This window comes from Ancylobacter sp. GW821-FHT10E12 (genome assembly GCF_058809335.1).
Genome location: NZ_JBXASN010000015.1, coordinates 49,458 through 62,650, shown reverse-complemented (window position 1 = coordinate 62,650; position 13,193 = coordinate 49,458). Strand labels below are relative to the sequence as shown.

At 68.9% G+C, this 13,193-nt stretch carries 9 protein-coding genes; 6 read left to right on the top strand and 3 right to left on the bottom strand.

The window, feature by feature from the left end; translation table 11 throughout:
- Positions 1-33: 33 nt before the first annotated feature.
- Genes AC1RU4_RS19355 through AC1RU4_RS19345 form a run of 3 tightly spaced genes read right to left on the bottom strand, consistent with a single transcriptional unit; the run spans position 34 to position 5,996 of the window.
- A complete protein-coding gene (locus AC1RU4_RS19355) occupies positions 34-1,563 on the bottom strand; it encodes an efflux transporter outer membrane subunit (RefSeq protein ID WP_492892762.1) in 1,530 nt (509 codons plus the stop codon).
- Positions 1,563-4,766 (bottom strand): efflux RND transporter permease subunit, encoded by a 3,204-nt coding sequence (locus AC1RU4_RS19350; RefSeq protein ID WP_492892761.1) that lies wholly within the window; start codon positions 4,764-4,766, stop codon positions 1,563-1,565. The genes AC1RU4_RS19355 and AC1RU4_RS19350 overlap by 1 nt, the downstream gene beginning before the upstream one ends.
- A gap of 6 nt (positions 4,767-4,772) precedes the next feature.
- On the bottom strand, positions 4,773-5,996 hold the full coding sequence (locus AC1RU4_RS19345) for an efflux RND transporter periplasmic adaptor subunit (RefSeq protein WP_492892760.1): 1,224 nt from the start codon (positions 5,994-5,996) through the stop codon (positions 4,773-4,775).
- A gap of 158 nt (positions 5,997-6,154) precedes the next feature.
- Between AC1RU4_RS19345 and AC1RU4_RS19340 the strand changes: the two genes are divergently transcribed.
- The 6 genes from AC1RU4_RS19340 to AC1RU4_RS19315 all read left to right on the top strand — a co-directional run bounded on the left by AC1RU4_RS19340 (position 6,155) and on the right by AC1RU4_RS19315 (position 13,154).
- Complete coding sequence (locus AC1RU4_RS19340) at positions 6,155-6,817, top strand: TetR/AcrR family transcriptional regulator (protein ID WP_492892759.1); 663 nt, start codon at positions 6,155-6,157, stop codon at positions 6,815-6,817.
- A gap of 214 nt (positions 6,818-7,031) precedes the next feature.
- Entirely contained in the window at positions 7,032-8,204 is a 1,173-nt protein-coding gene (locus AC1RU4_RS19335) for a transporter substrate-binding domain-containing protein (protein WP_492892758.1), read from the top strand.
- Between the two features lie 4 nt (positions 8,205-8,208).
- Complete coding sequence (locus AC1RU4_RS19330; RefSeq protein WP_492892757.1) at positions 8,209-8,817, top strand: ANTAR domain-containing response regulator; 609 nt, start codon at positions 8,209-8,211, stop codon at positions 8,815-8,817.
- 326 nt (positions 8,818-9,143) lie between these two features.
- Complete coding sequence (locus AC1RU4_RS19325) at positions 9,144-10,184, top strand: aliphatic amidase (protein WP_492892756.1); 1,041 nt, start codon at positions 9,144-9,146, stop codon at positions 10,182-10,184.
- Between the two features lie 113 nt (positions 10,185-10,297).
- Entirely contained in the window at positions 10,298-11,620 is a 1,323-nt protein-coding gene (locus tag AC1RU4_RS19320; protein WP_492892755.1) for a purine-cytosine permease family protein, read from the top strand.
- Positions 11,621-11,705: 85 nt separating this feature from the next.
- Complete coding sequence (locus tag AC1RU4_RS19315) at positions 11,706-13,154, top strand: amidase (RefSeq protein WP_492892754.1); 1,449 nt, start codon at positions 11,706-11,708, stop codon at positions 13,152-13,154.
- The last annotated feature ends 39 nt before the right edge of the window (positions 13,155-13,193 follow it).

Here is a 13,193-nt window from a genome sequence, read left to right as displayed (position 1 = left end):
GCACCCCCGCGCAGAGGGCTGCGGCGGCCCGGCTCATCGGACGTCGCCCTGCCCGGCGCCCGGCTGCGGCAGGCGCGGCGAGGGCGCGCGGGCGAAATGCGGCCCGGTGCCGGTATCGACCACCTCCGGGCGGGAGGTGTCGATCGCCCCGTCCCAGCCGCCGCCCAGCGCCTTGTTGAGGGCGATATAGTCGGTGGCGATCGCCGCCCGGCTCTGGATCAGCGAATCCTCCGCCGAATAGAGCGAGCGTTCGGCGTCGAGCACCTCCAGGAAGCTCGACGAACCGGACTGGTACAGCGAGCGGCCCAGCCGCGTCGCCTCGCGGTAATGCCGCACCGAAACGGCGAGCGTCCCCTGGCGGATGCGCTCCTGGCCGAGCGCGACGCTGGCATTCTCCACATCCTCCAGCGCGGTGAGCACCGCGGCGCGATAGGCGAGGAAATACTGGTCGCGCAGCGCCTCGGCCTCGTCGACGGCGGCGGCAAGCTGCCCGCCATTGAAGATCGGCACGGTGAGCGACGGGCCGAAGGACCAGCTGATCGACGAGCTCTTGCCGAGGTCGCCGACCTTCAGCGCCGAGGAGCTGACATTGCCGGTGAGGCTCACGCTCGGATAGAGCGCCGCCTGCGCCTGGCCGATCTGGGCAGTGTACTGGGCGTATTGCCGCTCGGCCACCCGCAGGTCCGGGCGGCTCAGCAGCACGTCGGCGGGAATGCCGGTCGGGATCGGCAGCCGGGGATTGGGGATCGGCTTTGCCTGCCGCATCCGCATCGACAGCGCCGAGGGCGGCCGGCCGGTGAGCACGGACAGCCGGTGGGCCGCCTCCGCATAGGAGGATTCGAGCGCCGGGATATCGGCCTCGGTGCTGGCGGCGAGGCCGGAGGCGTTGGCGACGTCTACCGCCGAGGAGGCGCCGGCGTCGAACTTGGTGCGGGTCAGCGCCGCGGTCTCGCGCTGCGAGGCAGCGGTGCGCCGGGCGAGCGCCACCCGCGCCTGGTAGGAGCGCGCATCGACATAATAGGCGGCGACGTCGCCGACGAGCGTCACCAGCGTCGCCCGGAGCTCCTCTTCCGCCGCGTCGAGGCCGTAGCGCGCCGCCTCCACCGCACGGCGGTTGGCGCCGAACAGGTCGAGCTCCCAGCTGGCGTCGAGGCTGGCATCATACTGGGTGAACGGCCCGGAAATGGTCACGTCGCCGCTGCTCGACACGTTGGAGCCATTGCTGTTGCGCGTCGCCGAGCCCGAGCCGTCGAGGCTCGGTAGCAGCGCGCCGACCGACTGGCGATAGCTGGCCCGCGCCTGGCGGATCTTCGCCTTGGCGGTGGCGACGTCGAGATTGCCGGCGACCGCCTCCTCGATCAGTTCGTCGAGCAGCGGGTCGCGCAACTGCTTCCACCATTGCGCCAGCTCGGGCGGGCGGGGGGCCTGCTTCGGCTTGCTCGCCCCCCAATGGGCGGGGACGGCCAGCGTCGGCGTGACGTAGTCCGGCCCGACGGCGCAGCCGGCAAGGACGGTGCCGGCAAGCGCGAGCGCCGCCAGCCGGACGATGAGGGAGAAGGACATCAGGAAGCGTTCCGCGGAGGGGCGTCGGGAAGGGCGGTGGGGGGCGCGTCGGCCGGCGCGTGGGCGCGGCCCTTGAACAGCGAGCGCACCGCGACGAACAGCAGGGGGATGAAGAACACGCCGAGCAGCGTGGCGGCGATCATGCCGCCCATCACGCCGATGCCGATGGCGTTCTGCGCCCCCGACCCGGCGCCGCTGGCGATGGCGAGCGGCGTCACGCCGAGGATGAAGGCGAAGGACGTCATCAGGATCGGCCGCAGCCGCTGGCGGGCGGCATCGAGCGTCGCCTCCACCAGCCCGAGGCCATGAGCCTGCCGCTCGATGGCGAACTCGACGATCAGGATGGCGTTCTTGGCGGCGAGGCCGATGGTGGTGAGCAGGCCGACCTTGAAATAGACGTCGTTGGTCTGGCCGAACATCAGCGCCGCCAAGAGGGCGCCGAACACGCCGATCGGCACCGACAGCATCACCGCGAACGGGATCGACCAGCTCTCGTAGAGCGCCGCGAGGCACAGGAACACCACCAGAACCGAGATGGCGTAGAGCGAGGCCGCCTGGCTGCCGGAGAGCCGCTCCTGGTAGGAGAGGCCGGTCCATTCATGCGAGAAGCCGGCCGGCAGCTGCGCCACCAGGTCGTCGATGGCGGTCATGGCCTCGCCCGAGCTCACCCCCGCCGCCGCCTCGCCCTGTATCTCGACCGCCGCGGCGCCATTATAGCGTTCGAGGCGCGGCGAGCCGAAGGTCCAGCGGCTGGAGGCAAAGGAGGAGAACGGCACCATGCCGCCATCGTCGTTGCGCACATGCCATTTGCCGAGATCCTCCGGCTGCATGCGGAAATTCTGCTCGGACTGCAGATAGACCGGCTTGATGCGGCCGCGATCGATGAAGTCGTTCACATAGTCGCTGCCCCAGGCGATCGACAGCGTGTCGTCGATGTCGCCGAGGCCGAGGCCGAGCGCGCGCGCCTTCTCCTGGTCGATGTCGATGGTGAATTGCGGTTCGTCCTCCTGCCCGTTCGGCCGCGTATTGGCGAGGCGCGGGTCCTTGGCCGCCGCCGCGAGCAGCCGGTCGCGCACCTCGATCAGCTTGGCGTGGCCCGCGCCGTTGATGTCCTGCAGGAAGAAGCTGAAGCCGTTGGAATTGCCCATGCCCTGGATGGCGGGCGGCGCGAGGGCGAAGACCCGCGCGTCGCGAATGCCGGCAAAGGCCTTCATGGCGCGGCCGGCGACCGCCTGGGCGGAAAGGTTCGACGTGGTGCGCGTGTCGAAATCCTTCAGCCGCACGAAGGCGATGCCGACATTCTGGCCCTGGCCGCCGAAGCCGAAGCCGGAGACCGTCATCACGCCTTCCACCGCATCGGCCTCCTCCTTCAGGAAGTGCTCCTTGACCTTGTCCAGGACGCGCAGCGTGCGGTCCTGCGTGGCGCCGACCGGAAGCTGGACGGAGGTGATGAGGATACCCTGATCCTCCTGCGGCAGGAACGAGCTCGGCAGGCGCGCGAACATCCAGCCCATGGCGACGACGATCAGCACGAACAGGGCGAGGAAGCGCCGGCGCCGGCTCAGGATGCCCTGCAAGCCGGTGCGATAGCCCTGCGTGCCGCGCTCGAAGGCGCGGTTGAACCAGCCGAAGGGGCCGCCGCGGTTGCCGTGTCCCTCGCTGCCGTGCTCCTTGCTGCCATGCCCCTCGCTGCCGTGGCCCTTTGCCGGGCGCAGCAGCGTCGCGCACAGGGCCGGGGTCAGGATCAGCGCCACCAGCACCGACAGGATCATCGCCGAGACGATGGTCACCGAGAACTGCCGGTAGATGATGCCGACCGAGCCGCCGAAGAACGCCATGGGCACGAAGACGGCGGACAGCACCGTGGCGATGCCGATCAGCGCGCCGGTGATCTCGTCCATGGATTTGCGCGTCGCCTCGCGCGGGGAAAGCCCCTCCTCCTGCATGACGCGCTCGACATTCTCGACCACCACGATGGCGTCGTCGACCAGGAGGCCGATGGCGAGCACCATGGCGAACATCGTGAGCGTGTTCACCGAATAGCCGAACAGCGCCAGCACCCCGAAGGTGCCGAGCAGCACCACCGGCACGGCGATGGTGGGAATCAGCGTGGCGCGCAGATTCTGCAGGAAGACGAACATCACCACGAAGACGAGGACGATCGCCTCGATCAGCGTGCGCACCACCTCCTCGATGGAGAGCCGCACGAAGGGCGTGGTGTCATAGGGATAGACCACCTCGACGCCCTGCGGGAAGGTGGTGGAAAGCCGCTGGATGGTCGCCGTCACGTTCTCGGAGGTGCTGATGGCGTTGGCACCCGTGGCGAGGCTGATGGCGAGGCCGGCCGCCGGCATGCCGTTATAGCCCGACGAGGTGGTATAGCTCTCGGCGCCGAGCTCGACGGTGGCGACGTCGTTCAGGCGCACCAGCGAACCGTCGGTGCTGCTCTTCAGGATGATGTTGCGGAACTGCTCGGGCGTCTGCAGCCGGCTGCGGGCGGTGACGGTGGCGTTGAGCTGCTGGCCGGTGCGGGCGGGCAGCCCGCCGAGCTGGCCGGCGGAGACCTGCGCGTTCTGCGCCTCGATCGCCGACGCCACGTCGCTCGGCATCAGCTGGTATTTGGCCAGCTTGTCGGGATCGAGCCAGACGCGCATGGCGTAGCTGGCGCCGAACAGCTGCGTCTCGCCGACGCCCTCGACGCGCTTCAGCGTGTCGTTGAGCGTGCTGTCGACATAGTCGGCGAGATCGGTGGCGTTCAGGCGCCCGTCGGTCGAGACGAAGGCGATCACCATCAGGAAGCCGGACGAGGACTTGGTGACGGTCAGGCCGTTGCTCTGGACGATCTCCGGAAGCTGCGAGGTGACGAGCTGCAGCTTGTTCTGCACCTGCATCTGCGCGACGTCGGGATCGGCGGCGCTGGTGAAGGTGATGTTCAGCTGGGCCTGGCCGGTGGAGGTCGAGGTCGCCGTCATGTAGTCGAGATTGTCGATGCCGGTCATGCCCTGCTCGATGATCTTGGTCACCGAGTTCTCGACGGTCTGGGCATCGGCGCCCGGATAGGTGCCGGTGATGCGCACCGTGGTCGGCGCGATCTGCGGATATTGCGAGATGGACAGAGTCTGCAGCGCCAGGACGCCGCCCAGCATGATGACGATGGCGATGACCCAGGCGAAGACCGGCCGGTCGATGAAGAAGCGGGACATGGCGCGCTACTCCCGCACGGTGCCGGTGGTGGCGGTGCTGCCCGCCGCCAGCGTGCCCGTGCCGGCCGGCGCCGCGCTCTGCTGGCCGCGCTCGCGCACCTCGCCGGTGGTGTCGTCGATCACCACCTCGACGGCGGCGACCTCCTGGCCGGGGCGGGTCATCTGGCTGCCCTCGACGATGAGCCGGTCGCCGTCGCGGGCGCCGGAATCCACCAGCCAGTTGTTGCCGACGCTGCGGCTGACGGTCAGCACGCGCTGCTCCACCTTGCCGTCGGCATCGACGAAGAGGCCGGTCGGCTCACCCTTGGTGTTGCGGGTGACGCCGCGCTGCGGGACGAGGAAGCTGTTCGGCGCGACGCCCTCCTCGACGACGGCGCGGACATACATGCCCGGCAGCAGCAGCCGGTCGGGATTGGGGAACTCGGCCCGCATCGCGAAGGTGCCGGTCGTCTGGTCGACATAGGATTCGGAGAATTCCAGCCGGCCGACATGCGGATAGATGGTGCCGTTGTCGAGCTTGAGCTTGCCCGACACGTTCTCGCCGCTGAGCTTGATGCGGCCCTGCGCGATCGCCTGGCGCAGGTTGAGCAGGTTGGTGCTCGACTGGGTCACGTCCACGTTGATCGGGTCGAGAGTGCGGATGGTGGTGAGCGCCGTATCCTGGCTGGCGGTGACCAGCGCGCCCGGCGTCAGCGTCGATTTGGCGATCTGGCCGCCGATCGGCGCGGTGATATCGGTATAGGCGAGGTTGATCCGCGCCGTCTCCAGGCTCGCCTTGGCGGAGGCGACGTCGGCGCGGGCCTGCGCCAGGGCGGCGACGGCATCGTCGAGATCCTGCTTGCTGACCGCGTTCTGCTTCGCGAGACCCTCATAGCGCTCGACCTTCGACTGCGCGCTGGGCACGGAGGCCTCCGCCTTCTGCAGCGCGGCCACCGCGCTGTCGACCGTGGCCTGATAGCTGGCGGGATCGATCCGGTAGAGCGACTGCCCCGCCTTCACCTCGCCGCCTTCCTCGAAGAGCCGCTCGCGAACGATGCCGCCGACCTGCGGGCGCACCTCGGCCACCAGCGAGGCCGTGGTCCGGCCCGGCAGTTCCGCGGTGATCGCCACCGAGCTCGGGCGCAGCGTCACGACGCCGACTTCCGGGCGCCCGGCCGCCGGGGGCGCCTGCGGCAAGGAGGATTCCGAGCAGCCCGCCAGCGCCAGGACCAGCACGCAAACGCTGGCCATCCCCAGTCGCGGCCGTTCCCGCCCGGGCATTTCGTCGAAAGTTTTCGGGCGGCGCCACGACATCAGGGGTGCTCTTTCATTTATAAAACTGCTAAGTATCTATAATGAGCAATGGAGACGGATGTCAAATCCATTCACCGGAACGGGCGAGGAGCGACATGGACGGGTATGGAGCAAATCCGGGTGAAACCGCCGCCGTGCCGAGGCGGAGCCGCGGGCGGCCCAAGCTGCGGCCGGACGCCGAGCAGTCGGCCTTGGTTGTCGCGCAGGCCCGCGCGCTGTTCGTCGCCGGCGGCTATGGCGGCACCACGATGGACGACGTCGCCGCGGCGTGCCGCATCTCCAAGCGGACGCTCTACCGGCTGTTCCCCGCCAAGCTCGACCTGTTCGCCGCCATCGTCGACGCGCACCGCCCCTCGATGCTGGCGCTGCCGGGCGACTATGACCACCTGCCGCTGACCGACGCGCTGGCGGCGATCTTCCGCATCGACATCGACGCCGAGGCCGAGGCCGAACGCATGGCCTTCACGACCTTCACCCTCACGGAAATGCGGCAGTTTCCCGAGCTCGGCGCGGTCGCGCACCAGCGCGGCGCCGAACCGTCGCGCGCCGATCTCGCCGCCTGGCTGCGGCGCCAGATCGGGCGCGGCCGCCTTTGCATCGCCGAGCCCGACCTCGTCGCCCGCATGCTGATGGACCTGATGTTCGGCCCCATGCCGCTGAAAATCGCCGGCCGGCCGGAATGGCCCGGCGAGGAGGACCGCCGGTCCTATCTGCACGAGGCGATCCGCATCTTCGTCGAAGGCGTGGCCGCGCGCTGAGGCGGCGGGATGGCACCCGGCCGCTCCTCTCCCCGTGCGGCGATGCGCCCGCCCGGCATCCCGGACCGGCATCCCGGAGGGGTTGCGGCGGCCTCGGCGGCTTGTTAGCCTCGCGGGGTGAGCCGGCATCAATGTGGATGCGGGTTGGCACGAGCATGAGGCTCTCGTCTGCGGCACGCGCAGCGGGGGCTTTTTTTATATGGATGCGCCGGTCATGTCGGACGATGACACTGAATGGGACCAGGGGCCCCTCGCCTTCGGCGTGCTGTTCTCGCGCACGGGGGTGACCGCCTCGGTCGAGCGCACGCAGCTCAACGCCACCCGCCTCGCCATCAGCGAGATCAACGCCCGCGGCGGCGTCGCCGGCCGCGAGATCGTCGCCGTCGGCAATGATTGCCAGGCCGACCCCAGGGTGTTCCGCCGCGAGGCGACCCGCCTCGTCGACGAGGAAGGCGTGCGCATCCTGCTCGGCTGCTACATGTCGAGCACCCGCAAGGCGGTGCTGCCGGTGGTCGAGGCGAGAGGCGCGCTGCTGCTCTACCCGACGCTGTTCGAAGGCTTCGAATATTCGCCGAACTGCATCTATACCGGCGCGGTGCCGAACCAGAACTCGCAGCCGCTCGCCCACTATATCCTGGAGCATTACGGCCCGCGCATCCTGCTGGTCGGCTCCAACTACATCTATCCCTATGAATCGAACCGCATCTTCTCCGACCTCGTCACCCAGTCGCGCGGCTCGATCCTCGACGAGATCTATGTGCCGCTCGATCCTCGGCCCGAGGATTTCGAGCGCGCGCTCAAGCAGATCGCCCGCCATTCCCCGGACGCGGTGTTCTCCACCGTGGTCGGCTCCGGCACGGCCATGTTCTACGAGGCCTATCGCCGCGCCGGCTTCGATCCCGCGCGCACGCCGATCGCCAGCCTGACCACCAGCGAGGCCGAGGTGGCGGAGATGTCGACCGAGGCGGCCGAGGGCCATCTCACCGCCGCGCCCTATTTCGAGACGCTCGGCACCGCCCGCAACCGCGCCTTCCTCGCCGCCTACCGCCAGCATTTCGGGCCGGACATCCCGGTCACCGCGGCGGCGGAGGCGGCCTATTTCCAGGTGCACCTGGTCGCCGACGCCATCGCCCAGGCGCGCTGCACCGGGCGCGCGGCGGTGGTGGACGCGCTCGCCCGCGTGCAGTTCGAGGCGCCGCAGGGGCTGGTCGCCATCGACCCGGCCAACAACCACACCTTCCTGTGGCCGAAAGTGGCGCGGCTCGATGCCGCCGGCCGGTTCGAGGTGGTGTGGGACCCGCACCGGCGCATGAAGCCGGACCCCTATTTCGCGTCATCGGCGCTCGACGACTGGTCGCTCGGGCCGCAGCCGGCCAGGATCGACTGACGCCATGGCGATGCCGCCCCTGAAGAGCCTGAAGGGCCTTCCCGTCCTCGTCGTGCATCCCGCCGACAGCGAGGGACGCACGCTGACCGACCACCTGCGCCGCATCGGCTGCCATGCCGAAGCGGCCTGGCCGATCCCGCGCGACATCCCGGCCAATATCGGCGTGCTGTTCCTGTCGATCGACCACGAGCACCGCGCCGACATCCTGCGCCTCGTGAAGAACATCGACGGCATCCCGCCGGCGATCATCGCCATCGTCGACTACGAGAATCCGAGCACGCTGGAGCTGCTGTTCGACATCGGCGTGCTGGCGGCGATGGACCGGCCGATCCGCCCGTTCGGCGTGCTCACCAACCTGTTGCTGGCGCGCGGGCTGTGGCAGGAGCGGCAGGAGCAGCACAAGCGCCTCGCCAAGCTGGAGCGCCGCGTCTCCTCGATGCAGCGCATCCAGAAGGCCAAGGCGATCCTGATGTCGATCCACGATATCGGCGAGGAGGCGGCCTATGAGACCATCCGCCAGCAGGCCATGGCGAAGCGGGTGTCGATGGACGAGATCGCCACCTCGATCATCAACGCCAACGAGCTCTTGCATTTCCCCAGGAAGGGTGATTAGCTCAAGAAATGTTCAGTTTTGAACATGCCGATCTTATCGGCACGCAGGGTCGACAGTGTTGTCCTCCTGCATTGGCTAGGTAGCCCGAGCCGCCCTGCGAAGGGTGCCCGGGCTTTTTTGTTTTTCCGGGGGTCCGACAGGGCCGTCGCTCCCCTTCAGCTTCCCTCGCGGCCATCGGGCCGCCCTGTCGTGTTGCTTCGCCGCGCCGCGCTCGCCGCCGGCCGCGATCGCGATGCCGCGCGCCCGCGCCGGCCGAGATCACTCGCCCAAAGATCCGCTCGCCCAACCCAACAGGCCCCGAACGGGCAGCTTCCAGGAGGACCTTCATGCAACATGGTGACATCACGTCGACCAAGGATTCGGTCGGCGTCGCGGTGGTCAACTACAAGATGCCGCGCCTGCACACCCGCGCCGAGGTGCTGGCCAATGCCCGCAAGATCGCCGACATGCTCATCGGCATGAAGCGCGGCCTGCCCGGCATGGACCTGGTGGTGTTCCCGGAATATTCGACGCACGGGATCATGTACGACGCCGCCGAGATGTACGAGACCGCCTCCCAGGTCCCCGGCGACGAGACCGAGATCTTCGCCGAGGCCTGCCGCACCGCCGGCGTGTGGGGCGTGTTCTCGCTCACCGGCGAGCGCCACGAGGAGCACCCGAACAAGGCGCCCTACAACACGCTGATCCTGATGAACGACAAGGGCGAGATCGTCCAGAAATACCGCAAGATCATGCCGTGGGTGCCGATCGAGGGCTGGTATCCCGGCGACTGCACCTATGTCTCCGACGGCCCCAAGGGCCTGAAGATCAGCCTGATCATCTGCGACGACGGCAATTACCCGGAAATCTGGCGCGACTGCGCCATGAAGGGCGCCGAGCTGATCGTGCGCTGCCAGGGCTACATGTACCCGGCAAAGGAACAGCAGGTGCTGATGGCGAAGGCCATGGCCTGGGCCAACAACGTCTATGTCGCGGTGGCCAATGCCGCCGGCTTCGACGGCGTCTACACCTATTTCGGCCGCTCGGCGATCGTCGGCTTCGACGGGCGCACGCTCGGCGAATGCGGCGAGGAGGAATACGGCATCCAGTTCGCCCAGCTCTCGGTGCCGCTGATCCGCGAGGCGCGGACCAAGGGCCAGGCGCAGAACCACCTCTACAAGCTGCTGCACCGCGGCTATACCGGCATGATCAATTCCGGCGACGATCCGCGCGGCACCTGCGCGCTGCCGTTCCAGTTCTACAAGCAGTGGGCCGACGATCCCGAAGGCACGCGCGACATGGTCGAGGCCATGACCCGCAGCGCGCCGGGGGTCGAGGACTGCCCGATCGACGGCATCCCGACCAAGCTCGCCGCCGGTCATCGCTGACCGGCTCCGACCCTTCGTTCCGACAGAGACCCGATCGAGGCGCCCGGCCGCATGCCGGGCGCCAAGCGTTCCCGCATGCCCGCCCGCCCCCTCACCCCGCTATGGAGCCCCTCATGGGACACGCCGATCCGCATAGCATCAGCGCCGCCGCCGACGAGATCGACCACGTCCTCGGCGACGAATACGAGCACCGCCCGGTGCCGCTCAAGGCCCGCCACGGCCTGTTCTCGATGATCATGGTGTGGGCCGGCTTCCCGATGATCATCACCGGCGCCATGACCGGCTCGATCCTCGTGCTCGGCATGGGCTTCGCCAATGCCGTCGCCGCCATGGTGATCGGCAACCTGATCATGCTGTTCTACGTCGCCGCGCTCGGCCATCTCGGCGTCACCACCGGCAACAATTTCGCGCTCATCGCCAGCCGCGTCTTCGGCGACAAGGGCTATGCGCTGGCCTCCGGCCTGCTCTCCACCCTGCTGCTCGGCTGGTTCGCGGTGCAGACCGGCATCACCGGCGCGCTGGTCTCGGGCACCTACGGCCTCAACTACGTGGCGATGACGGTGGCCGCCGGCGTGCTCTATATCGCCATCACCTTCATCGGGGTGAAGGGGCTGCACTATATCGGCCTCGTCTCGGTGCCGCTGTTCGTCGTGCTCGGCCTGTTCGTCGCCGGCCACGCCGCCTCGACCACCAGCTTCGCGGCGATCCTCGCCTATCCCGGCAATAACGGCGTCGCCACCATGTCGATGGGCGTCGGCCTCACCGTGGTGATCGCGCTGTTCATCGACGCCGGCACCGTCACCGCCGACTTCAACCGCTGGGCGAAGAACGGCCGGCACTCCTTCATCGCCACCTTCAGCGCCTTCCCGGTCGCCAACCTGGTCGCCATGCTGGTCGGCGGGGTGATGACCGCGGCGCTCGCGGTGCCGAACGCCAATCCCTTCGGCACCGACAACATGTTCGGCTACATGAACGGGCTGCAGATCGGCTGGCTCAGCGCGCTCGCCTTCGTGTTCCTCTACATCAATCTCGGCTCGGTGTGCTCGCACTGCCTGTACAACGCCGCCACCGGCTGGTCGCGCATCCTGCGCTCCAACATGCGGCTGATGGCGATCATCCTCGGCGCCATCGGCATCGTCATCGCCGCCGGCAATGTCTGGGCCTTCTTCATCCAGTGGCTGTCGCTGCTCGGCGTCATCGTGCCGCCGATCGGCACCATCATCCTGGTCGACCAGTACCTCGCCCGCCGCACCGGCGCCGCGCCGCGCGCCTTCCGCCCCGCCGCCTTCGCCGCCTGGGCGATCGGCTCGGCGGTGGCCTTCGCGGTCGAGTTCTACCTGCCGCAAGCCTCCACCGCGCTGTCCTCCGGCATCGTCGCCGCCATCGCCTACTACGCCATCGTCCGCGTGCGCGCCGCCGAGCCGCAGACGGCGTGACCGCGGCCCGCCATCACCGCGCGTCCGGCCCCGCGACGGGCCGGGCGCGGAATGCCCCATCTCCTCCGTTGCTGGAATCCCACCGATGACAACCGACATCTGCGCCATGGATGCCGTCACGCTCGCGGGGCTGGTGAGGCGCCGCGAGCTCTCGCCGGTCGAGGTGACCCGAGCCCATCTCGACCGCATGGCGGCCCTCGACGGCGAGTTGCACGCCTTCAGCGTCCCGACGCCGGACATCGCGCTGGAGACGGCGCGTGCGCTGGAGGCCCGCATCCTTGCCGGCGAGAGCGTCGGCCCGCTCGCGGGCGTGCCCATCGGCGTCAAGGACCTCATCTGCACCAAGGGCATCGTCACCGCCTCCGGCTCGCCGGCCTATGAGAGCTTCATTCCCGACGAGGACGACGTCGTGGTCGAGCGGCTGAAGGCGGCCGACGCCATCCTGCTCGGCAAGACCAACGTGCCGGAATTCGGCTATAGCGGCGTCGGCCACAACCCGATCTTCCCCACCACCCGCAATCCCTGGAACACGTCGCTCACCTCCGGCGGATCGAGCGCCGGCTCCGGCGCCGCCGTCGCCAGCGGCATGTGCCCGGCGGCGCTCGGCAGCGACGGCGGCGGCTCGATCCGCATCCCCGCGGCCCATTGCGGGCTCTATGGCCTGAAGGGGTCGATGGGGCGGGTGCCGCTCTATCCCGGCACCAAGGACGAACGCTATCCCGGCGTGTCAAGCTGGGAGAGCCTCGAGCATATCGGCCCGATGACGCGCACGGTCGCCGACGCCGCGCTGATGATGTCGGTGCTCGCCGGCCCGGACCCGCGCGACCGCTTCTCGCTCCCCGAGGCGCCCTATGACTGGGCCGGGACGGTGAAGGGCGGCATTGCCGGGCTCAAGGTCGGCTTCAGCATCGACTGGGGCTACGCCGCCGTCGACCCCGAGGTGCGCCGCCTCGTCACCGACGCCGCCGCGGTCTTCGAGGCGGAGCTCGACTGCACGGTGGAGCCGGTCAATCCCGGATGGGACGACCCGTTCCAGGCCTTCTGGGGCCTCGTCGCCATGGAGACCGACCTCAAGGGCATGCGCGAGCTGGCCAGGCAGCATGGCCACCGCATGTCGCCGCACCTCCTCGCCTTCCTGAACACGCCGTGGCGCGCCGAGGACTTCACCGACGCGCTCATGGTCCGCAAGGCGGTCAACAACAGGATGTGGCGGCTGATGCAGTCCTACGACCTGCTGCTGACGCCGACGCTGGCGGTGCCGCCCTTCGCCATCGACATCCAGGGCCCGGAGAAGATCGACGGGCGCATGGTCGCGACCACGCAATGGCTGGCCTTCACCTTCCCGCTCAACATGACCGGGCAGCCGGCGGCCTCCATCCCGGCCGGCCTGACGCGCGACGGCCTGCCGGTCGGCCTGCAGATCATCGGGCGGCACCTCGACGACGCGCTGGTGCTCAAGGCGTCGGCGGCCTTCGAGGCGGCCCGTCCCTGGATCCAGCATCGCCCGGCCATCCTCGACCGGTTCAACGCCTGACCTGCATTCCGCTTCCTCCGACCTCCACTCCTGAGAAGG